21 protein-coding genes are annotated in these 23,038 nt (G+C 50.1%); 13 read left to right on the top strand and 8 right to left on the bottom strand.

Annotated features, from left to right (window positions below; translation table 11 throughout):
* Nucleotides 1-43: 43 nt before the first annotated feature.
* From NDA02_RS03090 to NDA02_RS03080, 3 genes are all read left to right on the top strand, one after another.
* Nucleotides 44-355 (top strand): hypothetical protein, encoded by a 312-nt coding sequence (locus NDA02_RS03090; RefSeq protein ID WP_190790587.1) that lies wholly within the window; start codon nt 44-46, stop codon nt 353-355.
* Between the two features lie 207 nt (nt 356-562).
* Nucleotides 563-784, top strand: a complete 222-nt coding sequence (locus tag NDA02_RS03085) for a hypothetical protein (protein ID WP_190790588.1) — start codon at nt 563-565, stop codon at nt 782-784.
* Nucleotides 765-1,073 carry an HNH endonuclease gene (locus NDA02_RS03080; RefSeq protein WP_242067180.1) on the top strand — a complete coding sequence of 103 codons (309 nt, stop codon included), beginning with the start codon at nt 765-767 and terminating at the stop codon, nt 1,071-1,073. Before NDA02_RS03085 ends, NDA02_RS03080 begins: the two co-directional genes overlap by 20 nt.
* 90 nt (nt 1,074-1,163) lie before the next feature.
* Here NDA02_RS03080 and NDA02_RS03075 read toward each other — a convergent pair whose 3' ends face one another.
* From NDA02_RS03075 to NDA02_RS03055, 5 genes are all read right to left on the bottom strand, one after another.
* On the bottom strand, nt 1,164-3,362 hold the full coding sequence (locus NDA02_RS03075) for an ATP-binding protein (RefSeq protein WP_190790589.1): 2,199 nt from the start codon (nt 3,360-3,362) through the stop codon (nt 1,164-1,166).
* Nucleotides 3,363-3,593: 231 nt separating this feature from the next.
* Entirely contained in the window at nt 3,594-5,297 is a 1,704-nt protein-coding gene (gene crtO, locus NDA02_RS03070) for a beta-carotene ketolase CrtO (protein WP_190790598.1), read from the bottom strand.
* Nucleotides 5,298-5,532: 235 nt separating this feature from the next.
* Entirely contained in the window at nt 5,533-5,721 is a 189-nt protein-coding gene (locus tag NDA02_RS03065; protein ID WP_190790590.1) for a hypothetical protein, read from the bottom strand.
* A gap of 691 nt (nt 5,722-6,412) precedes the next feature.
* The gene (locus NDA02_RS03060) at nt 6,413-6,901 is read right to left on the bottom strand and encodes a DUF4383 domain-containing protein (RefSeq protein WP_190790591.1); all 489 of its coding nucleotides are present in this window, start codon (nt 6,899-6,901) and stop codon (nt 6,413-6,415) included.
* An 81-nt stretch (nt 6,902-6,982) separates the two neighbouring features.
* The gene (locus NDA02_RS03055) at nt 6,983-7,330 is read right to left on the bottom strand and encodes a hypothetical protein (protein ID WP_190790592.1); all 348 of its coding nucleotides are present in this window, start codon (nt 7,328-7,330) and stop codon (nt 6,983-6,985) included.
* 1,191 nt (nt 7,331-8,521) lie between these two features.
* Here NDA02_RS03055 and NDA02_RS03050 point away from each other — a divergent pair.
* The 4 genes from NDA02_RS03050 to NDA02_RS03035 all read left to right on the top strand — a co-directional run bounded on the left by NDA02_RS03050 (nt 8,522) and on the right by NDA02_RS03035 (nt 13,225).
* Nucleotides 8,522-9,898: a PAS domain-containing sensor histidine kinase gene (locus tag NDA02_RS03050; protein ID WP_190790593.1), complete on the top strand. Its 1,377-nt coding sequence runs from the start codon at nt 8,522-8,524 to the stop codon at nt 9,896-9,898.
* Nucleotides 9,899-9,957: 59 nt separating this feature from the next.
* Nucleotides 9,958-11,532, top strand: coding sequence for a metallophosphoesterase (locus NDA02_RS03045; RefSeq protein WP_190790594.1), 1,575 nt, complete (start codon nt 9,958-9,960; stop codon nt 11,530-11,532).
* Between the two features lie 192 nt (nt 11,533-11,724).
* Entirely contained in the window at nt 11,725-12,519 is a 795-nt protein-coding gene (locus NDA02_RS03040) for a histidine kinase (protein WP_190790595.1), read from the top strand.
* 304 nt (nt 12,520-12,823) lie between these two features.
* Nucleotides 12,824-13,225, top strand: coding sequence for a Fur family transcriptional regulator (locus NDA02_RS03035; RefSeq protein ID WP_348247222.1), 402 nt, complete (start codon nt 12,824-12,826; stop codon nt 13,223-13,225).
* 37 nt (nt 13,226-13,262) lie between these two features.
* On the opposite strand, the gene NDA02_RS03030 is transcribed toward NDA02_RS03035, so the two are convergent.
* Together NDA02_RS03030 and NDA02_RS03025 are read right to left on the bottom strand one after the other, a co-directional pair.
* Complete coding sequence (locus NDA02_RS03030) at nt 13,263-13,772, bottom strand: hypothetical protein (RefSeq protein ID WP_348247223.1); 510 nt, start codon at nt 13,770-13,772, stop codon at nt 13,263-13,265.
* Between the two features lie 167 nt (nt 13,773-13,939).
* On the bottom strand, nt 13,940-14,638 hold the full coding sequence (locus NDA02_RS03025; RefSeq protein ID WP_348254381.1) for a hypothetical protein: 699 nt from the start codon (nt 14,636-14,638) through the stop codon (nt 13,940-13,942).
* Between the two features lie 183 nt (nt 14,639-14,821).
* Between NDA02_RS03025 and NDA02_RS03020 the strand changes: the two genes are divergently transcribed.
* From NDA02_RS03020 to NDA02_RS03010, 3 genes are all read left to right on the top strand, one after another.
* On the top strand, nt 14,822-15,439 hold the full coding sequence (locus tag NDA02_RS03020) for a class I SAM-dependent methyltransferase (RefSeq protein ID WP_190790433.1): 618 nt from the start codon (nt 14,822-14,824) through the stop codon (nt 15,437-15,439).
* A 205-nt stretch (nt 15,440-15,644) separates the two neighbouring features.
* Nucleotides 15,645-16,751, top strand: a complete 1,107-nt coding sequence (locus NDA02_RS03015; protein WP_190790432.1) for a Gfo/Idh/MocA family oxidoreductase — start codon at nt 15,645-15,647, stop codon at nt 16,749-16,751.
* Nucleotides 16,752-16,755: 4 nt separating this feature from the next.
* Entirely contained in the window at nt 16,756-17,463 is a 708-nt protein-coding gene (locus NDA02_RS03010) for an HAD family phosphatase (RefSeq protein ID WP_190790431.1), read from the top strand.
* Nucleotides 17,464-17,516: 53 nt separating this feature from the next.
* Here NDA02_RS03010 and NDA02_RS03005 read toward each other — a convergent pair whose 3' ends face one another.
* Nucleotides 17,517-17,873 carry a signal peptidase I gene (locus NDA02_RS03005; protein ID WP_190790430.1) on the bottom strand — a complete coding sequence of 119 codons (357 nt, stop codon included), beginning with the start codon at nt 17,871-17,873 and terminating at the stop codon, nt 17,517-17,519.
* A 469-nt stretch (nt 17,874-18,342) separates the two neighbouring features.
* Here NDA02_RS03005 and NDA02_RS03000 point away from each other — a divergent pair, with 469 nt between their 5' ends.
* The 3 genes from NDA02_RS03000 to NDA02_RS02990 all read left to right on the top strand — a co-directional run bounded on the left by NDA02_RS03000 (nt 18,343) and on the right by NDA02_RS02990 (nt 23,032).
* A complete protein-coding gene (locus NDA02_RS03000) occupies nt 18,343-20,301 on the top strand; it encodes a glycoside hydrolase family 2 TIM barrel-domain containing protein (protein WP_242067160.1) in 1,959 nt (652 codons plus the stop codon).
* Nucleotides 20,302-20,598: 297 nt separating this feature from the next.
* Nucleotides 20,599-21,702, top strand: a complete 1,104-nt coding sequence (gene galT, locus NDA02_RS02995) for a galactose-1-phosphate uridylyltransferase (protein ID WP_348247283.1) — start codon at nt 20,599-20,601, stop codon at nt 21,700-21,702.
* A 199-nt stretch (nt 21,703-21,901) separates the two neighbouring features.
* Nucleotides 21,902-23,032 (top strand): M24 family metallopeptidase, encoded by a 1,131-nt coding sequence (locus tag NDA02_RS02990; protein ID WP_190790429.1) that lies wholly within the window; start codon nt 21,902-21,904, stop codon nt 23,030-23,032.
* Nucleotides 23,033-23,038 lie beyond the last annotated feature (6 nt).

Below are 23,038 nucleotides of genomic sequence, written 5' to 3'. Positions count from 1 at the left end.
ACTCTACCCTAAGAGGTTATAGACACATTGCTAGGGTAGCTTTATGGAAGCGCAGAAGTACCGTTTGGTTTGCACCCTTACCTTTGGCGACATTTATGGTCAGATTATTGTGTGGTTACTGGTGCTATTTATTAGTCTGGCAGCAGCAATGGCATTAATGGGAGCGAGCCGTCCTGTTTACGCCCTTGCAACCGTGGGCTTAATTTTGGTGTTATCGCTGCCGTTCTTACTCTTTGCGTTTGTCACAACTTTGTTAAACCACATTGAGTTTTACCCGTTCGATGCATTAGCAGATTCGCGTCGCGGTCGCTCAAACACAGTGCAGAGCCAAAAACCCGTTCAAGCTGCAAGTTAATCTAATTCCGATCGCAGTTTTATTCACTAGCCCTTTTCGATTTTTCATAACACATCTGAATTCAATACTACGTTCTGTAACGTGTTCAACGGCGTAGACTAACCCTCCTGGTAGAAGGCATTCCACGGGTAGTCTGCGCTATTGTTTAGGAACTGTTGGGGCTTTGTTTCCCTGCATCATTTTCTGATCGTCCATCTTGGCTGCTTTATGCTTACGGTTGAAGGTACAATCTGGCGTTCCCATCTCGATCGCTGGACGCTGGTTTCTCGCCAGGGAAAAGATTACGAAATTCACAAAGGCGCACCGCAAGGATTGCTTCAAATGGGGCTGAAGGTGCGAATCAAGGGGCAGGTGCGAGACGATGTGTTTTCTTTAGCCGGAATTGGTCCAGTGCTGGAGGTTCAAAGCTTTGAGCTACTCGAACCGTGACAAAACGGCAGAATTGCGCTGCGAATTGTGCGATCGGGCTGTTCCTGCGCTGACGGCACATCACCTTACCCCACGGCAAAACACCAAGCGCAAAAAACTAGATTCCGGTCCAACGATTCAGATTTGTTCTGCCTGTCATCGACAGATTCATGCCTTTTACAACAATGCCCATCTTGCAAAAGAACTCAATTCTTTAGAGAAATTGCAGCAAGACCCGAAAATGCAAAATTTTATTGCCTGGGTTAAAAAGCAATATCCGGGTAAGCGGGTTCAGGTCGATCGTCGCTAATGTCTGAGTTTCAACGCTGTAATGATGCGGCAGAAGGCATCTGCTTTAGTGCGAGATCTGCTTTAGCGCGAGAGCTTTAGTACAAGAGCTTTAGTGCGCCATGGGTTGCCGAATTGGAATTCGGATTATGAACTCGGTTCCTGCGCCAGGCTTGGAGAAGCATTCTAATTTGCCGCTGTGTCTCTCAGTGATGATCTGGTAACTAATCGACATCCCCATTCCAGTGCCCTTTCCGAGCGGTTTGGTGGTGAAGAATGGATCAAAGATGTGCTGTTGAATTGCTTCGGGAATGCCGCTTCCGTTATCAGCGATCGTGACTTCGATCCATCCTGCATCCATTACTGAAGTGCGAATTGTGATTCGACCTGGATGATTCAAAAGCTCCTGATAAGTGTGCTTCGTCCGATTCTCTTCGATCGCATCAATCGAATTCACCAGGATATTCATAAAGACCTGATTAAGCTGTCCGGCATAGCATTCGATGAGCGGTAGCGCGTCATAGTCCTTGATAATCTCAATTTCGGGTCGCTCTGGTGTAGCTTTGAGCCGGTGTTGCAGAATTAACAGAGTGCTGTCAATGCCTTCGTGAATATCAACTGCTTTGCATTCTGCTTCATCCATGCGGGAGAAGGTTCGCAGCGACAAAATGATCTGACGAATGCGATCGGTTCCCATTTTCATTGAAGTCAGCATTTTGGGCAGATCGTCCTGCAAAAACTCCAGATCGATCTTTTCGGCAGCCGTTTGAATTTCAGAGGCAGGATGGGGATAGTGCTGTTGATACAACTGCAAAAAACCTAATAAATCCTTAGAGTATTCCTGCACATGGGCAAGATTGCCGTGAATAAAGTTAACCGGGTTATTGATCTCATGAGCAATTCCGGCAACCAATTGTCCCAAACTCGACATTTTTTCGCTTTGAACCACTTGAGCCTGAGTTCGCTGCAACTCTGTTAACGTATTTTTGAGTTCAGCCGTGCGTTCTTCGACTCGTTCCTCTAATTCTTCTTTGCTTTGCTCCAGTGCAGTAAACGATCGGCGCATTTGCCCTGCCATGTGGTTAAAGGAGTGAGACAGGGTGTTGAGTTCTTGAATACTGCTGGTTTCTACGCTTTGATCTAGATCGCCCGATGCCATTGCTTCACTCGCTTGATTCAGGCGAAGAACGGGACGAGTAATCCATTGCGAGGTGAGTACGCCCAGCATTGAGGCAACGGCGAATGCACCAAAACAAAGCGCGATCGTGGTGCGTGTGTTCTGATTGATTTGCGCCATAAATGTGTTTTCAGGCACGCTCACGATTAGAAGCCAGTCTAATCCATACTCGTCGCGCCAAGGTGCAACATTAACAAAGTGCTGGTTTCCCTGGATTTCAAGTTGAAACTCCGCGTCCTGATTTTGAGCGATCGACTGAAAACCGCTGGAGATTTGAATGTGTCTGGCAATCGTCTGAATAATCGGGTTGGGGCTATCGACAGCGTGCAATCGCTGAACTTTTTGATTGACGAGCGTAAAGGGATTTTCTTGACCAGATGTTGCAATCAAATTGCCATCCCGCTCGACCAGAAACACTTGTCCCGATTCGCTAATACTCAGATTTTGTAAGAAGTTGTTGAGTCTCAGCAAGTGGATATCTATCCCAATCATGCCTAACAGATGATTTTGTGAATCGTAGATCGGGCGGCTAGCAGAAGCAGCAATGTAAGGGCCAGAAGGCAAGCTTGTTGTGATAATTTTTGCCCAAATCGGTTTACCAGCAGCGATCGGTTCGGTGTACCAGGGTTCGGCAAAATTGCTCCAGGTTGCTTGGAAATTAACTTTAGTTCGATTGCCCAGGGCGTCTGTCGCATAGTTGGTGTTGTTATTTTGCTGTTCCGCAGTCCAATCCTCGATTGTGGTGTTTTTACCATCAAAACGAGCGGCTCCGATTCCCTCCCCTGTCGTTAGCCCAATTCCAAGATATGTCAGGTCATACGCCTGTAGCTGATCCCAAAAGTACTTGCCTAAGGCTTGCCGATCGCTCACATCCAGTACTCCTCGACGGATTGCATCTGCGTTGATCTGGTTCAGCTTTTGAGGGACGGCAAGATATGCCTCTAAATGTTCCTGAACAACATCGCTTGTGCGATCGATCAACTGCTCTGCCAGATCATTGACTGCTTGCTGCCCATTTTTAAAGGACAAATAACCGACTAAACCAACGGCTCCAAAAATCTGGAGCACGAACGGGACAATCAGGACAATTTGTAATGGAAACGCCTTATTTCTAAGGAATTGCTGGGCTTTCATGATGGGAAGAGGGGAGGGATAGTGATTCTATTGCTGTAAGATTCCCACGATGCCCACATAGGTAACTTCTGAAGGCTGCAAGGCTCAATCGATTATCCCAGAAGGATTGCTGAAGCGTTACGGAAGCATCACGATCGTTATTTGCTACCCACTAATAGAAATCAAAAAAAAGGTGAGCAATTGCCCACCCTGCGAAACTGCTACAAATACAAAATGTACAAAACGACCAAACTATTTGAACAAACGATTGGACAGCGAATAGACGACTTCCTTAAGAGATTCCCCTGCCTCATTAAGGCTTTGCCCGATCGACCATTGTTGCTGTTGCAGGAAAATGCGAGCGGCGTTGCGCCCGGGCATTCCAGAGATAGAGCCGCCGGGGTGTGTGCCTGCGCCTGTAAGGTAGAGTCCTTCAATCGGGGTGGTGTAGTTTGCCAGTTCCGGTAAGGGACGGAAGAAAATCATTTGCTCGAAGGTCATATCCAGATGATAGTAGTTGCCCTTCATCACCCCAATTCGCTCGGTGAGTTCGGGCGGGGACTCGATATGGCGATCGATAATGGCATTTTTGAGATTAGGGGCGTAGTCTGCCAGCTTATCGAGCACACGATCGGCAACCCGACCTTTCAGCTCATCCGTCCAGCCTGTGCCTTTGTAGCCGATTCCTTCAGCCCCCGCAATTTGGTAAGGCACAAAGTATTCGATCCAGAGCGTGTGCTTGCCTTCGGGAGCCAGCGATGGATCGCGCACTGACGGAATCGCCAGATACATGGAGGGATCTTCGAGCGGAATTTTGCCCACCATTGGGTCGGTATGCGCTACTTCCACCTGATTCACCGAATCAGCAATCAGCACCGATCCCATGAGAAATTCGTCTTGATGATTGTGGTTTTCAAATCGGGGCAGTTCTGAAAGGGCACAGTCAATTTTGAGAATCGCTTCGTTGTGCATCACAATCCGGCGATCGACCCGTTCCCGCAGTTCTGGATCTGCCCGATCGACATCGCCTGGATCCATATGGTGCAGGAATAATCGCTTCGCATCGAGACTGGAAATCACGCCCCGTTTTGCCCGATATTCCGTGCCGTTTTGCGTCCGCACGCCCGCTGCCCGACCGTTATCGACTAAAACGCGATCGACAGGCTGTTCGGTTAGAATCTTGCCGCCTTTACTACGAACCAGCCGCACGAGTGCATCGACCAGCGCCCCAGTTCCGCCTTTGGGTCTTGCCATTCCCGGATCATGGCGCATCGTCATCATCATTGCCCCAACCGCCATGGTTTTCTGGGAAGGTGGCGTACTCAGCTCAGCCGCTAGTCGTGCCAGGGGAGCTTTGAGAAATTCGCTGTCAAAAAACTCGTCGAGCTGGTCACGTGGGCTGCTGAACATGGTGCGGAACAAATCCAGCGTTTTATCCGGTGTGCCCAGCAGCGAAAGCGACTTGCGGATCTGATCCAGGTCAAAATTTCCGGCAATATCTCCGATCGATTTAGGCGGCGCATTAAATATGGGCGTGAGCATCGCGACCACTCGCTGCCAGAAGTCCACATACTCTGCATATTTTTCGGCATCACGTGGGCTGTAGCGGGCAATTTCGGCACAGGTTTTTTCAACTGATTTATGCGCCAGAAAATATTTGCCGTCAGGATGGGGACAGAAGATGACCGGGTCGCAAACGAGATACTCTAAACCATACTTTTGCAGTTCCAGTTCATCCACCACCGGACCCAGATGGATAAAGATATGATCGATCGCGCAAGGATTGAACTTGAAGCCCGGAGCGGTTTCGGGCAGCAGTTCCTCAGTGGTGCAAGCTCCGCCGGGAAATTCGCCTTTTTCCAGTAAAAGGACGCTGTAGCCTGCTTTCAATAAATAAGCAGCACAAACAAGGGCATTGTGACCTGCCCCGATCAGAATTACGTCGTAGGTTTCCACTTCGGTCACTCCAGATTCATTAACCGTATGCCACTAACCGCATAAATAACGTTCCTCCGATTGCATAGGAGGGTGACAATTCCTATGTTTTACGCGTTGTTTTTGCTTTGTATTGGTGCAATTAAGACCTTTTTTCAATCTAAAAGGGCGAACGATCGTCCGCCCCTGTCTAATGGTCTATTTTTGTTATCAACTCAGTTTTTGCCAGGAAGTAGTCGGAGTTTTGTTCAGACTGTTATTCAGATTGTTCCGAGTTCTGTTCTTCGGTTGGAGTTTCGCCGCGCTCCAGTGCAGCCGGATTAACGCTCTCTTCACCGTGATCGTTGTAGGGGTATCCGGTTTCAGTCGGAATTTGCTCCTGGTCTACGTTCAACTCTTCTACCGAATTTTTATTGCCTGTACCTTTGTGACTTGCCTTTGCCATTGTCGTATCCTCAGAATAGTTGGGTTATGGTGTCAGATTTGGGAGGTGAAATTTGAAGACCCTGCATGGGAGAGGGGGTTGAAGGGGCTTCGCTTTGATTTAATGCTGGTTGCTTTAATCTTGACTGCTTTGATGCTGGCAGTTTTGATGTTGGCCATTAACCTGATATTGATAACCTAATACTGACCTAATGTCCCCGAGTTGAGTTCTCGTGAAGCTTCGATCGATTCATTCGAGAGGATCGAATTTTGAGAATAAGGTTCGCTCATCGAATCGTTCCAAACAGGTCGCTGTAGCAATTTGAATTGAGAAGATTGGAATTGAGAAGCGATTTGATTCAGTGTTATGGGTTCTACATCGTCCCCTAAATCTCTCAATATTGAAAGACAATATTGGGTGACTTTGAGCGTAAGCATGATTGGCTCGGTTCCCCCTAAAATTGGAGGGTAGGGGGGCGAGCCCGATCACAATCGGAACTTTTCAAATCGTCTTTATCTCTCTATTCTTTATCTCTTTAAGAGATGTGTCAGTGCGAAACTTGGTTCCGGCACTGCCGCAAAACCTTTTCAATCTGTTTTCAATTTGCTTTCAACCTTTATTTTCAATCTGTCGTGCGAACGTTCTACTCAATTCCATTCAAATTGGTTATCCCGCCCGCACGGTAGGATAAATTGGATCGATGGAAATTACTTTAGACCGAAGGAGAATTGGTGATATCCATCGCTTTTGCAGGCTTGATGAAGCCATAGTAGTAAGCGATCGCACCCGTCAGCGCATTAAACCAAACGTTGTTGCCCCAGATTGGCATCAAACCAAACGTATTGTTGGTAAAAGGCAGAATTCCCATCAGCGCGATCACGATGTAGGAAATTGCAAACAGGCGGTTATAAGTCAAAGAACCACCAAAGCTCGTTGCAGCAGCGATGCCAAGAATACCAACGACAATGTGGACGGCATTGTGTACAAAGTTTGTGGGAAACAGACCCAGCACATAGCCGTAGCCATCATCGAAGAACAGGCGAGGAGCATCTACCGCAACGTCAGGTGCACCCACAGGCAGCGATACAAACCCGGGCAAAAAGCCCGCAATTCCAACAAACAAGAAAATGATTCCCAGAGCTAGCGCGAGGATGCGCTCGATCGATTCCAGACTCTTAAAAGAATTGGATTGGCTTTGCATATTGAAACCTCTGCTGAATATATCGAGATACGGTTAGAACTCTACTTTCTATTCAAGCGAGGTCGCTATAAGTTCACTCTGTCAAAAGGTGGTACTATGCAAGGTTTTGCTCCTTACCTGGGAAGGATCGTGTCGCCGATCGCTGCTTACACTGCTGCTGATAGGACTGTTAACGCTCTTGCTTTCTTCCAGCCTGTAGGGATGTCGGGACTTGATGCAATGTGAAAGCGTAAGCTGCTGCACAAGACGCTCAAACTCATGATTGAGCCAGTGAATACCCTGGCTAATGCAGTCAGGACAGACCTCGCCGTATCTATCGCCCTGATCATCACATAGAATCACCCGTCCTTCTTTCATCTCAAACGACTGTTCACAGAGTGAGCAGGGCTGAGCAAGACCAGGGAAACCACACTCAACTTGCAGTTGCATATTAACCTCCTTAACGTGATGAGTACAGCGATGGATAAAGCATAAGGGTGAACGCAAGCAGGACAGGGAAAGCAAGGCGGGAGATAAGCTACTCGGTTCCCCTATTGCAAAATTCCCCAAGGCAGCGTGAAAACAAAAGCTAACCTTACTCCTTGGGAAGAAAACTGCTTCCGCCTATCAATTCTGTGCTAACACCGCTTCTAAGTCTGTATAAAAGGCGATCGTGCGATAATCCAGAGTGCTTCACTTCTCACCTATGCTTAAAGATACAGACCTAGCCTGATTAAGCTTTATTTACGAAAGTATAAATTTGTTATAGTGCTCATTCTTCTACCGAGAGAAGGAAATTAAATCTACTCTAGATGGGTTTGCTTTCTTTAAGCTCCGTCTAAAGGCGTTTTCATTAGAAACATAAACAGTTATTTTGGATACAAACTAGTAGGATCGTTAATCTAAAAAATGCAAAAAAAACCCCTGAACTCGATCAGGGGCAGGATTACAATTAGGGGAAAGTTTTTTAGCTTGTCCCTTAAACATACATTAGTTGAACTCGAAATCTCCTCGCTCGTAGGACAGAGAAGCATGAATAAAAGAACCAATTTAGAATTTGTACAAGACATATAAATACAAAGCATAGGAATACAAAGCATGAAGATAAAAGCATAGAAATACAAGCATAAAAGCAGAAAAAGTATCGCTTGAATGAGTTCTAGAAAAAAGACTTCTAGAAAAAACAGAGCAAACTTCTAGTATTTTTCCTGAAGAAATTATTTGATAAATCTATAAATAGACAATATGTACTAGTCAAGCTATCTCGTTAGCTTTCTTTGTTTCGCTTTTATTTTTTAATTATTTTTTAAGGAAAGTAAGCATTATTCTGGTTTCAAAGTTCTTCACAATCGGAAAGTGAATGCCAGCTTTAAGCAGGGCCATATCTTACCGTGGGTGATAAAAGGAATTGCTCCTCCGCATCCTCTCTTACTCCTCCGTAAGAGACAGCAAAAGCCTAATGCCTAAAGTAGAGTGCTGAAACGGCTCGAATCCGCCTGTAGAAGCGAGATCTCTCAATCTTTGAGAAGAGTACAACAGCTCGTTGTTGCACGAGTATTAAAGAATATTGTGAGCTGTGCTACTGCTCTTAAAGTCTTTTTGAAATTCACTGTGAAAAAAATGGGAACGCAGCTAACGCTTATGGAAAGCCAACGGGGGGAGGACAACTTAAGCCAGCATCTAGACATCGTGCATCAGCAAGCCGATCGTCTCTATAGCACTGCTAGCAAGCTTCCCAATGCTCAAGATCAGCAGTTTGGGAAACAACTGGTCGAGCTGCGTCAGGTGTTGAGCGAACTTCGGAGTACGGAAGAGCGGCTCATTCAAGAGCATCAGGCTTTAAGTTCAGCTTACGAGTCGGTGCAGGATCTTTGTAAGCAGTATCAGGAGACCTTTGACCTGGCTCCGGACGCTTATTTGATCACAGACTGTAGCGGCACGATCGAAGCGGCAAATCCTACGGCAACCGCAGTTTTTCGCTGTCATCGAAATGACTTAGTAGGTCGGTCGCTAAGCAGCTTGATCGCCCCTCATCACCAGCCATTCTTTCGAACCAAGCTGAACCAGGTCAATCCTATGCGGCGGGAGCGGGAGTGGGAGGTGTGCTTGCAGCGTCCGACCGGAGAATGGTTTGATGCCGCAGTGACGATCGCCGCAAACCAGGATGGGGCGGGGCAGGTCAATCGGCTGTATTGGCTCGTGCGCGATATCACAGTGCGGAAAGAAGCCGAAGAACACATGCGACAGGTGCAAGTTCAAAACGTGGAGCTGGTCGAATCCGATCGCATTAAACAGCAGTTTATGGCAACGGTTTCCCATGAGCTTCGCACCCCGATGAACGCAATCTTAGGATTTTCTGATTTGCTGCTGCGCCGATTTCATCAGCAGTATGATCCACAGCAGATCAACATGATTGAGCGGATTTTTAACAACGGTAAACACCTGCTTTCCCTGATTGAAAACCTGCTGGATGTTTCAAAACTGCGGGAAAACAATCTCCAGCTTCGCAATCAGGAATTTGATCTGGTTGAGCTGGTTTTAGAAGCAGGAAAAGAAATTCGTCCGCTGGCAACGCGCAAAAACCTGGATCTTCAGGTTGAAGTTGGGCAGGTTCCCATTCCGGTAACAAACGATCGCGTTCGGCTGCGTCAAGTAGTGATGAACCTGCTCTCGAATGCCGTGAAGTTCTCCGATCAAGGCGTGATTCGGATTGAAGTACAGCAGGTTGCAGACGATCGCATTTCGATTACCGTAAGTGATACTGGGATCGGCATTGATCCCGCACATCATTCGCAAGTTTTTCGAGAGTTTTGGCAGGTTGAACAATCGCTGAATCGAGCGTACGGCGGCACAGGGCTGGGGCTGGCAATTTCCGCCGGACTGGTGAAATTGATGGATGGCACGATTACCGTTGAAAGTGATTTGGGTCAGGGGGCGGTCTTTCGGGTAGAGCTACCCGCTCAGCTACAATCTCCGCAATCTCCCCAATCTCCCCAAACTAAAGTAGAAGTCCTCTGAAAAGGTCATTACAATCAACGTGAGAGGGAAGTGCAATCGATCGCGCCTGTTAACTCACTATGAAATTTGTTACCGACCCGTCCATTCCAAGCAAGATTGAAAAAATGAAGCAGCGCGTTCGCTGGCGTGAATCAGCAATCGTGCAGCGCAAAATTGATCAAACGCGACTGGTGCTGGAAGACGGACAGGACGATCGATCGGAGTTTTCGTTTTTGGTGCTGGGTGATAGCGGAACTGGGGCACATCGGGGCTACGATCCCCAGCGTCGCATTGCTGAAATGATGGCTGAGCAGCGAGAAGACTGCCGCTTTGTGCTGCATACCGGGGATGTCGTCTATCTGGTGGGTTCTAGCGAGTATTACCCGCAGAATTTCGTACTGCCTTATCGAGAGTTTTTAGTGGACGGCGATCGAGCAGAAAAAATTCGCTACGATCAGATGCGCTTTAACCTGCCGTTTCTGCCTGTGCTGGGCAACCATGATTATTACGATTTGCCGATTCTGTTTGGAGCGTTAGCGCAATCGTTCTATCCAGTGCGGCGGCTCCTGCGATCGAGGATTGATTTTGATATTGGCTGGCACGGTTCCTATCAGGGTGGAGCCTATGCGAAAGCGTTTATCGACTGTTTGAGCGACCTCAGATCCGGGCAGACCCTAGCTCAGCACCTCGATCAACACTACACGGCTCAGTGGGGCAGCGATCGCTGTTTGTCTTATCAGCCTAAGCTATTTACCCGTTTGCCCAATCGCTACTATCGTTTTCGGGTGAGCGGCATTGATTTTTTTGCGCTGGATTCCAATACGTTTAACGCTCCGGCTCCTTTACCCGATACCCCAGCAGGACAAGCCTATCGTGAGGTTTTGGAGCAGCGACGCAAAGAAGTCAATGCCGAACAGCAGATGATTGTTGAACGGCTTTCAGGCTTTCGCGCCGATCTGCCCCATGATTCCGAACTGATCGACGACCAGCGCACTAAATTAGAGCAGCTTGAAGAAGTCGAACGCGATATTGATCAACAGCTTGAAACCCGCACCCCGCCGCTGGTGGATGACGAGCAATTAAAGTGGCTTGAGCAAGGCTTGATCGAATCCTGGAATACCGATGACGTGCGAGGAAGAGTGCTGTTCTTTCACCATCCGCCCTATGTCACTGAAGCCACAAAATGGCATCAAGCGCAAACGCTAGCAGTGCGTCAACGAATGCGGCAGGTGTTTGAAAATGTGGCAAAATCAATCGCAGAACGAGCGGCAAATCGATCGATTGTGGATTTAATTCTGAACGGACACGCCCACTGTTTAGAACATTTGAAAACCGAATCAAACGGGCTGGCAGACGCAGGAATTAACTGCATTGTGTGCGGCGGCAGCGGCTACAGCCTACGGCGGCAGCGCATTGAAGGCACGATGCTTAACGAAACTCTGGTGGTGGATGGCAAAGTTAAAAATTTGAACGTTGCCCAATCGCATCTCTATGTCGGACGCACCGGGCAGGGTTTAGAAAAGCGTCGCCCGTATTCTTTCCTCCGAATTGATGTGCAGGAGGGCAATCCGCCGCGCTTTGTGGTTCGTCCTTTTGTCGCGGAGCGATATCGCAAACAGTGGGAAAGTTACCCGCTTCAGCCGTTTACGATCTAACCTGCAAAAGTCTTTCCTGCGAAGGGTGTCGATCGCCTGGCAACTCTTAACAATAGAAATTAGAGACAGTAGAAAAATTAGGTAATCATTGCAGTTTAAAATCTGCCCTCTGCTTTGAATTGAGCGGAGGAATTCTGGTATTTTAGCCAATCAAAAGTTTCGACAATTAATTTGGATTCTGGAGTAGAAACAATGCCGAACTCGGTAGAACAGAACAATATTAAAGAACAAATTAAGGCAGATCTGGACAAAGCACGGCAGGAAGGACAGCTTAGAAGCGATCGCATTCGAGAAATTGTGCGAAATGCGGTTGTGGAAATGCGCCAGGAAGTAAAAGCCGGATCGGGAGAAGCTCGATCGCTGATCAAAGATGTAATTTCAACCGTGTTTGAAAGCCTGCAAAGCAGAGGCAAAGAAGTCAAAGAAGAAGTTACTGCGTCGATCGAAGGCGTAATTGACGGCATTAGCGAAAGTCGCCGCGCTGCCATTGCAAAAACAGAAGCGGAGATTCAAAAGCTGCAAGCCCAGGTTTCTCAAGAAGAAAACGAACTGCACACCGACGTTGAACAAACGCTGCAAGAAATTGAAACGACCAGCAAGAGCAGTCCGGGTATGCTGCAAGAAGCCGTGAATACGGCAGTGAACGCACTCAAGAACACGGAAGAAGGCGAAATGCTGCAAAAGCGATACGCTCAGCTTCAAGCACAGTTGGCGATCGTAAAAGCCAATCTTGCAGCGCGGTATGGCGATCAATTTGATGAAGTGCAAAAGCATCTCGATAATGCAAAAGAATGGTACGAAAGCGCACGCGAATCGCAGCCCGAAGGCACAACACTGGTTCAGCAAAAACAGTCCGACGTTGAAGAAAAACTGGGCGAAGCGGGGTCTGCCCTGGCACGCGGCGAAAAGCGAGTGAAACAACTGTTGCGCGAACTGCTGCATACCGCAACGACTGCTTTTGAAGAGCGATCGAATCGCTCGAAGTAAAAGAACCCTTGCGGAATCGCGATCGTGACTTGAACTGTCTTCCTAAGAGGTGTTTTGAAACTGAACTCCTCAAAGTCGCTCCTAAGCAGGATCGATCGCGAACTCCAGAAGACTAAAACTGGGGTAGGGCATCTTCACCCTGCCCCTTTTGAGTGCATGGCATTTTGAGTGAATGACCTTTTTAATAGCAAATGACATTCGTTGACCCAGCTTAAATGACAAATCTTTTTCTGCTCATCACAGCCGTTTTGACCGAACGGCATTCCCTCCAGATAAGCTAGAGAAACAGGTTTGTCTTGAGACTATGAAATCCCACCGGACCCGCAACCAGGACAAGATTCTAGACTTGCTTAAAGCACTGAATCGGTCAGTTTCCGCACAAGATCTCTACATCGAGCTGCGAAGTCGCAGTCACAGTATGGGACTGGCAACTGTTTATCGATCGCTTGAGGCATTGAAACTCGAAGGCGTGATACAGGTGCGAACCCTGGCAAATGGCGAATCGCTCTACAGCTTGGCCCAGGAAGACCGTCATCACCTGACCTGCCTTCAGTGCGGCACTTCGATCGCGATCGACGAATGCCCGGTACATGAGCTAGAAGCAGAGCTGCACCAGTCCTATCGGTTCAAAATTTTTTATCACACGCTGGAGTTTTTCGGACTCTGCGATCGCTGTCAGTTGCCCCAGGCAGCCGGACAGGAATAAGCCAAGGTTCAAAAATCTAGAAGTTTCTAAAAAGTTTCTAAGCCCTTCTGCCAAACCGGTCTCGCAGCCTCACCCGACTGGCAATGTAAATTGGAATCTGGTAATGCTCTGCCAGCAGCCAGCTCACCATCAGTAAATGAATTCCAAACGTGCAGCCCAGCCACGCGCCCGGCAACCACTCCCAGCGACTTCCCGGCAGCGGCGGAAACACATAGGTAGAGAGCCAAACGATTCCGGTGGGCAGCGTCACCAGCACCATACCAATTAGCCAGACCACAAGCGTCAAACTTGGATCGTCGTGATAGGCAGTCTGCCAGTTGCGCCCTGTCCATTTCCAGGTCATCAGCTGGGAGCTATCGACTACCTGCACGGTTCGCATTGCCAGGTTTGCAGTGAAAATATGCCGACAGAAATTGCAGGCAAAGGCATCCATCAGGGGCAGCCCGGTAATTTGCCCGTGACGACAAATCGGACAAAGATAGCTCTCTTGATAGCTAAGGTTGTGAGGTTCTAGCAGGGGTGGATTTTTACGATCGGGCTGCATCATGGACGTTTCGGGGCACTTTCGCGGTAGAGGCACGATGAGACATGGGACAAAGTGTATCGCCAATCGGAGAAGAACTGTTCCCGCTCATGGTAGATTCGAGTGCCCTTTAGCGAATCGCCAGACTATAGATTAAGCAGATGCAATCCAGCAGGCTTAGAGCAGCCCCATCAGCGTACCCGAACCACCGATCGCGTCACTTCTCTGCCATTTTGCTCCAGCACAACAATCGGCTCCATACCCATCTCGACCCGCTTGACTCGCACTTGTCCGTTTGCCAGAGAGTCACCCACTCGTACCGATCGACTGGTTCCCTCCTCTGGAACTTTCACAATAATATTGGTCTTGCCGCCAACCTCCAGCACGCCACTAATTTCGATCGCTTCTGCCAGTCCAGTTGGAGAAACAGGACGAGGCGCAGGTGGCACAAGCAAAGGACCAGGCATCGCAGGCTGGACGATCGGCAAAGGTGGGGCAATGGTCACAGGAGGTAAAGGAATCACCGTGGCAGGCGCATTGGCGGCTACCGTCGCAGGTGGAGCTGACTCTGCTGGGGTGGCTTTGGAAATCAGCGTCGGTGTTACAGGCAGCGCAGCAAAGGGATCAGAACGTCCGACTTCAATCTGCGGCAATCGCTGAATACCAGCCGTGGGCGGAATCAGTTCAGGGACAGGAATCGGCGCAAGCCCTTTTGCAGCAGCCTGAGCGTTTGCGGGAGCGTTTGGCGCAGTTTGAGACGTTGCGATCGGGGCTGTCCCTACTTCTGGGACGTTGGGCGATGGCAGCGTTGCGCTAGGGGTCTGACGATCGCAGGCAGTTGTTCCGCCGATTGCACTAATCAGCAGCAGCATGAACCAATGAATTTTCATACACTCACTCCTCAGTAAAACCTCACATTGCGTTCAACATTGCGTTCAATCGTTGTTCTTAACGATTGTGTTTTCAACGATTCTGTTCAAGCGCTCAATTCATGCCATGCCCGATACTCAATCATACTGAGCCTTACTGGAAATGAGATAGAAATTTTGATAGACAAGGAGAGATTAATCAGAATGGGATTTTATTCGCGCCGAATTTTGCCTTACCTGCTGGATTGGTCAATGTCCTCGACAGAGCTAGCCCAGTATCGACAATCGGTTTTAGCCGAAGTGACCGGAACCGTGCTAGAAATCGGGTTTGGCACAGGCTTAAATCTGTCCTACTACCCGGAAGCGATTCAGCAGCTTGTGGCGATCGATGCCAATCCGGGCGTTCATGCCCTGGCAGAAAAACGGATCGCAGCATCCTCAATCACTGTAGACCATCGGGTCTTAAACGGTGAACGACTGCCAATGGCGGATCAAACCTTTGATAGTGTGGTGAGCACCTGGACACTGTGCAGCATTGCCAATGTAGAACAGGCACTCGCGGAGATTCATCGAGTCCTGAAACCAGGCGGCAAGTTCTTTTTTGTGGAGCATGGTCTGAGCCGCGATGCCGCCGTGCAGGTCTGGCAAAATCGGCTGACCCCTCTGCAAAAGGTAATTGCTGATGGCTGTCATCTCAATCGCAATATTCGACAGCTGGTTGAGCAACGGTTTGGCGAAGTTCGCATCGAAGAATTTTACGGCGAGGGACTGCCAAAGCCCCTGGGGTATCTCTACAAAGGCAAGGCAACGCGATCGTCTTAACCACTGATCAAAATCGCGATTGGCTCAGGCGACAACACTGCCGCCCAAAAATTGTACGAGTCGCGAGGCTACGTCAAAGACACCGAGCAGCAATGCCGAAAAAGCACATCCGCAATCCAAACACCCCAGACCAGAAAATCGCTTCCCCCAATCCAGTAAAATCACTTTGAGCGATTTATTCTGAGGGGAATTCCGGGGCGGGCTTATGACAAAAGCATCGATCGGCGTAGCGGTCATTGGCACGGGGTTCGGGCAAAAAATTCATATTCCCGGACTGCAAATTTATCACCGAACCGACGTGAAAGCGGTCTATCATCGCGAGCGAGACAAAGCTCAGTCGATAGCCCAGACCTTTGAAATTCCCCAGGCTTGCGGCACGATCGATGAAGTCTTATCTCGATCAGACGTGCAGGCAGTCACGATCGCCACGCCGCCTTTTTTGCACTACGAAACGGCAAAGCAAGTCTTGCAGGCGGGAAAGCATCTGCTGCTAGAAAAGCCAACGACGTTGACCGTTCAAGAGGCGATCGAGCTGTATCATCTGGCGCGATCGAACCATTTGACCGTGACGATGGACTTTGAGTTTCGGTTTATTCCCGCCTGGCAGCGATTGGCAGAGCTTTTGGCAGAAGGCTATGTCGGCGAAAAGCGATTGATCAAAGTAGACTGGCTGGCATCGAGTCGGGCAGATGCGTCGCGTCCCTGGAACTGGTATGCCCAAAAGGAATTGGGCGGTGGTGCGCTGGGGTCGATCGGTTCTCATTTGTTTGATTACCTATTCTGGCTATTTCCGCCCGTGACGCGGCTTTGCGGCTGGTTGACCACTTCGATTCCGCAGCGTCCTGACCCCGTCAGCGGTAACCTTAAGCCCGTCGATGCGGATGACACCTGTTCGCTAATGCTGGAGCTGGCAGACGGAACTCCCTGTCAGGCAGTGCTGAGCGCAGTCACCCCCCAGGGACGGGGACATTTTGTGGAGATCTATGGCGATCGCGGCACCCTGATTTTGGGCAACGACAACCAGAAAGACTATATCCACGGCTTCAAGCTGTGGGGCAGTCAAAACGGTGCGCCCCTGACCGAACTGGAAATTCCCGATCGCCTCGCGTTTCCCACGACCTATCCTGATGGGCGACTGGCTCCGTTTTTGCGAGTGATCGATCGCTGGGTGCAGGGCATCGATCAGGGCGAATCGCTCACTCCCTCGCTTTACGAAGGCGTGTATGCCCAGCTTTTAATGGATTTAGCGCACCAGTCCAACGAAACCGGAACCTGGATCACGGTTCCCCGCCTGGAAAGCGTTTTAGGATAAGACAATGCTAAAAGCCGTTCTCTTTGACTTTAACGGAGTCATCATCAACGATGAGCCGCTGCACGATCGCCTGCTGGAACAAGTTCTGCTGGAAGAGAACCTGCGAATCAAGCCAGAAGAATATCGTGAAGTGTGCTTGGGACGAAGCGATCGAGTTTGCCTAAGCGATTTGCTGGCGCGGCGGGGTCGAGTTCCTGGCGATGACTATCTCGATAAACTGGTTGCCCGGAAATCAAGCCTGTATCAGCTTCAAATTCAATCGATGGAGAAGCTGCCCATTTATCCCGGCTTGAACGATCTGCTATTTCAAATTCGGGCTGCCAGGTTGCCTCTCGCCGTTGTCAGCGGTGCAGTGCGGGCAGAAATTGAGCAGGTGCTAAAGCAGGCAGACCTGGCACAGTATTTTTCCGTGATTGTTGCCGGAGACGAAATCAAAACCAGCAAGCCCGACCCAGAAGGTTATCTGCTCGCAGTCGATTGTCTCAATCAGCAGTTTTCCGAACTCCAACTTCAGCCGCAGAATTGTTTGGCGATCGAAGATACATTTGCCGGGATTGAAGCCGCCAAAAAAGCAGGAATGCAGGTTGTGGGCGTCGCCAATTCATACCCGTTTCATATGATGCAGCGATGCTCCAATTGGGCAGTAGATTATTTGAATGATTTGGAATTTGATCGAGTGAAGGAAGTGTTTGCGAAAAAGCAGGTGGGGTAGCGTATTAATCAACCTGATCAGCTTGATCACCCCTGATCACCCCTAATCACCACTTAGGGCGATGGCATAGAGGGAAAGCGAACTGTCAAAATAGTAGTATCTGCTTCAGCTTCCCACCAGTGTTCAACGCCAGGGAGCCACATCGCATAATCGCCCTGCTGCGCCAGAAGCACTGACCGTTCCGAAAACTCCAGCCGAAAGCGTCCACTGATCAGAATTGAAAGACTGGTGACTCGAGTGTCCTTTGTCCAGTCCTCTCGACGATCGCCCTGCCGATGCGTTCCCCACTTCAGTTCCACAGTGTTGGTCGATCGAGGGTCACTGGAGGGAGAGATAAAGTGTCCCATAAACCAGCCTTGGTAATCTTTTCCTTCTGCAATGGAATTTCCAATAATGACGCCTGAAGACATGATTTAATCCTCTAGAGGGATAGACTGCTGGTATATCGCCTGTACGGGTGATTTAAATTACAGGCGGAAGTGTTTTCAACAAACTAATATCTCTTCAACGCCTGATTTAAACCCGTTAGAAAGCCATTTCAGCGATACGTGTAGTTTTATTTGCTGAAGAAAATACTGTGTAAATTCATTTATGAAATCTCCCAGTATTTGAGGTTGTCATCTAACTTAAGAATGATTCAGTATGAAGAGGTTAAGGGCAGATTCGTTTTTGCTGAGAGTCTGTTTTTAGAAGCGGATTAATTGCAAGAAACTGTCGCGGTCTCTCTTCTTTTCGTTTCGTTAAAGAAATCACCCCCAGATCTTCTTTTTCTCCCAACGCACAGCAGATCTTTAGAGTTACTAGGATTCAAGTTTGATGCAATTACTGGGTAGAGATTTAGAGAATCAGCACCCCTCTGGTTCCGTTCCGATATCATCAATGTTCCGACAGCTTGAAACGGGGTATCCGCGTCCACAGCTCCAGCGCTCGAATTGGATTAACCTGAATGGTACCTGGCGATTCGCCTTTGATGATACCGGACAGTGGCACAAGCCCGAAGATGTGACCGAGTGGACGCACGCGATCGAGGTGCCTTTTGCGCCCGAAGCTCCGCAGAGCGGCATTGGCGATACGGGCTTTCATCCTAACTGCTGGTATGAGCGCGAGTTTGCTGTCGTCATTCAAGAACACTGCGATATTCCAGAGCAAGGGTCTGATCAGAATCATCAGCCTGCCTGCCTGACCCTTCGCCCCGGTGGTCGGGTGCTGCTGCACCTTGGTGCAGTAGACTATTACACCCGCGTCTGGGTGAACGGTCACTACATGGGCGAACACGAAGGCGGACACACTCCCTTTAGCTTTGACATCACTGCAGTTCTGAATCCGGGAGAGATTCAGCGCGTCACCGTTTGGGCACAAGATGATCCGCATGAGCTGGCAAAGCCTAGAGGCAAGCAGGACTGGCTGCTGGATGCACACAGCATTTGGTATCCCCGCACCAGCGGTATCTGGCAAACCGTCTGGCTAGAGAGCCTGCCGGAAACCTATGTCAAGCAGCTTCGCTGGACGCCTCACTTTGAACGCTGGGAGATTGGGTTTGAAGCATTCCTGGCAGGCACGATTCAGGAAAATCTTCAGCTCAAGGTGCGGCTGACCGTAGACAATCGCCTGCTGGTGAATGACATCTATGAGGTGATTAACAGCGAAGTGCATCGCCGCATTGCCCTGTCTGATCCGGGAATTGACGACTATCGCAACGCGCTGCTGTGGAGTCCTGAAAAGCCGACGCTGATCGATGCTCAGGTGCAGCTCTGGCATAACGGCGAAATGATCGATGAGGTCAAGTCCTACACGGCAATGCGAACAGTGGGCATTCAGCGCGATCGTTTCATGCTGAACGGGCATCCCTACTATCTGCGGCTCGTTCTGGATCAGGGCTACTGGACCGAAACACTAATGACCCCGCCCTCGGACGAAGCCTTGCGTCGTGATATTGAACTGACCAAGCGCATGGGCTTCAACGGCGTTCGAAAGCACCAGAAAATCGAGGACCCGCGTTTTCTCTACTGGGCAGACGTGATGGGACTGCTGGTGTGGGAAGAAATGCCGAGTGCTTATCGCTTTACCCAAAAGGCAGTCGAGCGAATCACCAAAGAATGGATCGAAGTGATTGAGCGCGACAGTAGCCATCCCTGTATTGTGGCGTGGGTTCCGATCAACGAATCCTGGGGCGTGCCGAACCTGACCGAAAACGCTGCTCATCGCTACTACGTGCAGGCACTCTACTACCTGACCAAAACCCTTGATCCGACTCGTCCGGTGATTGGCAACGACGGTTGGGAAAGTGCAACGACGGATATTCTGGCAATTCACGACTACGACAATCAGCCGCAGCGACTCGCCAACCGATATGGCTCGGATGTCAAACTGTCCGATTTGTTTCAAAATCAGCGTCCGGGTGGGCGAATCCTGACCCTCGACGGCTACCCGCATCAGGGACAGCCCATTATGCTGACTGAGTTTGGCGGCATTGCCTACACGCGCCCCGAAGAGTCTGCTCATACCTGGGGCTACGCCCGGTCGCAGGATGCCTCGGAACTGCAAGTGCAATACACTGCGCTACTTTCAGCGGTCAACCGCACCGAGATGTTTGCTGGATTCTGCTACACCCAGCTCACCGACACTTTCCAGGAAGCCAACGGTTTGCTGTACACCGATCGCACCCCTAAGTTTCCGCTAGAGGCGATCGCGGCGGCAACCCTGGCAAGAGAAGAACTCCCGGTTGCAGGGATGATTTCCTCTAATTCCGATGGATACGGCGGCACTCCTAGCTGGCAAGACCCGAATCAGGTTCAGCAAGCCCCGCACTGTAGCGGACATCCGGGGCAGCCCTGGTAGGAAATCATCTGGAATTTGGAATTCGCACTGATGGGTTGGGGGCGAAAGTCCCCTTCTTTGTGCTGTTGCCAGGAGACAGGAACCCTACCTATTTACCCAGTGCCAGCACCAGATCAATGCTTCAGATAAATGCTTCAAGACGATCGTTCAGCTTTCAAAATTGCGAATTCTGAATTCGTATTACGCTTGCCTCTTTAGATAGGGGCTTCGATTCCCTGCTGAACGTTATGCTCTGGCTATCTGCTCAACCAACAGACATATCTTCCGGGGTTGTAGACGCAGCGCATGGCTCCTCAAATGTATTCCCAAGAGTTCACGAAGCCCGACGGTCGCAGGTTGACCCTTTACAGTCGTCAGCCCATCGATGCAGGAATTCAAGCCCCCAGTCCGGGCAATGATCCGATTCAGGCAAATCCTCATCTGCGCTGGCATCCTTTGCGGGGTGAGTGGGTGGCGTATGCGAGCCATCGTCAAGGACGCACCTTTATGCCGCCGCCGGAATATAATCCGCTCGCGCCGACGATCGATCCCAGCGTGCCCACCGAGCTGCCCCAGGGACACTATGACGTGGCGGTATTTGAAAATCGCTTTCCGTCGATGGCTCCCTCGGCACATGATGCCCCCCCAGCGATCGTCGAAACGGTGCCTGCGAACGGGGCCTGCGAGGTCGTTGTGTTTACCCAAGACCCCAATACCTCGCTGAGTCAGTTACCGCTTGATCACCTTGATCTGCTGCTGCAAGTGTGGGGCGATCGAACTCGGGCCTTGGGCGATCAGGCTCAGATTCAGTATGTGCTGCCGTTTGAGAATAAGGGCGTGGAAGTTGGGGTAACGCTGCACCATCCCCACGGACAAATTTATGCGTATCCATTTGTGCCGCCTGTTCCAGCTCGCATGCTAGAGCAGCAGCAGCTTTACTACCAGAAGCATCAGCGTGGCTTGCTGCAAGATCTGATTCAAACCGAAATTGAAGATGCTCAGCGCATTCTTTATCAGGATCAAGCAGCCGTTGCGTTTGTCCCGGTGTGTGCCCGCTATCCCTACGAGGTCTGGGTTGCGCCAATTCAGCCCGTGGCAACCTTTATGGATCTGTCGCCCTCACAGCGATCGAGTCTGGCAAAAGCTCTCAAAACCGTAACGCTTAAGTTTGACGGGCTGTGGCAGCGTCCTTTCCCGTATCTAATGGCGTGGTTTCAGGCTCCGACCGATGGGCGATCGCACCCAGAAGCACACCTGCACGCTGAGTTTTATCCGCCCTACCGCACCCGCGACAGGCTTAAATATCTGGCAGGAACCGAACTCGCCGCCGGAATGTTTGCCAACGATGCCTTGCCCGAAGAGAAAGCCAAAGACCTGCAAGCCGTTGTAGTGACGCTGGAAGAACCGAGCCTCAGCGTATAGCAAGGGGTTTCCACTGGTAGATGCGTTCCGTGCAGGGTAATACGTGCTTTCAGGGATTGATGCATTGCCGCTCTGCCTAACCTATCCTGCGATCTCCAGTCGTTTCCTGCGACCTACAGTTATTTGATTGATTAGGCTATCTGATTGACCAAGCTCGTTTCAGAAATGCTTTTAGAAATTCTTATTTGAGGACAGTCTGATGGTGACAGCACTCCCCTCGGCGATCGATCAACATGCAGCAACGGCTTCAGAAATTGCTGATAAATTGGGTAAACTGCGGCAGGCTTTGCAGGAAAAGGGCGCGTCGGGCGTTCGCTTGCGGGGCACAGACTGGTTTGCCTGGGCGACAGCGGGAGGTTCCCATACCGTTTTACTGGCGGCAGAAGCGGGTGTTGCGGATGTGCTGATCACGCAAAATGGCGCGTACATTCTCACCAACGAAATTGAAGCGCAGCGACTCAAAGACGAGGAACTGTCTGGAAATATCTACCAGGTTGAGGCAAGTCCCTGGGCAGATGAGGAACCGCAAAAAGCCTTTATCCAGGAGGTGACTGGAGGCGGCAAAGTTATTAGCGATTGTCCCGCGTCGGGCGAGTTTCCCTTACCCCATTCCCTGATTCAGCAAAAGCGGATTTTATTGCCCGGTGAGATCGATCGCTATCGTCAAGTCGGACGACTCGCCAGCGAAGCGATGACCGAAGCAATGCAGCAGGCACAGCCCGACTGGACTGAGTATGAATTAGCAGGCGCAGGCGCAAAAGCAATGTGGGCAAGAGGACTTCACCCCACCCTGACGCTGGTTGCCGGAGAGCGACGCTTGCCGCTGTATCGCCATGCCGTTCCCACCGGAGAAGCGATCGGACACCGGGCAATGATGGTTTTTTGTGCGCGAGGCTTTGGGCTATACGCCAACCTCACCCGCTTTATTTCCTTCGGAAAACTATCTGAGGAAGAGCAAAACCGCCATCGCCAAGTGCGCGAAATTGAAGCTGTCGCCCTCGATCTGTCTAAGCCCGAGACCCCTCTGAATCAGGTTTACCAGACGCTCAAGCAAACCTACGAACAGCACGGCTATCCCGACGGTATTTTGAAACACCACCAGGGCGGCACCACAGGCTATCTCTCCCGCGAAGTTGTCGCCACCCCAACGACTACTGACCAACTCGCTGCCAATATGACGATCGCCTGGAACCCAAGCCTCCCTGCTGCCAAAGTCGAAGACACCTTCCTGATCCACCCTGATGGAACTCTGGAAAACCTCACCCTTGACCCTCGCTGGGTAAGCATCCCAGTCCACGATCGCTCCAGACCCCTTCCCTTAGAACTCTAACCCCCT

This window comes from Leptolyngbya sp. ST-U4 (assembly GCF_039962215.1).
GTDB lineage: Bacteria > Cyanobacteriota > Cyanobacteriia > Elainellales > Elainellaceae > Leptolyngbya_A.
This window is presented reverse-complemented; position numbering and strand designations above follow the sequence as displayed.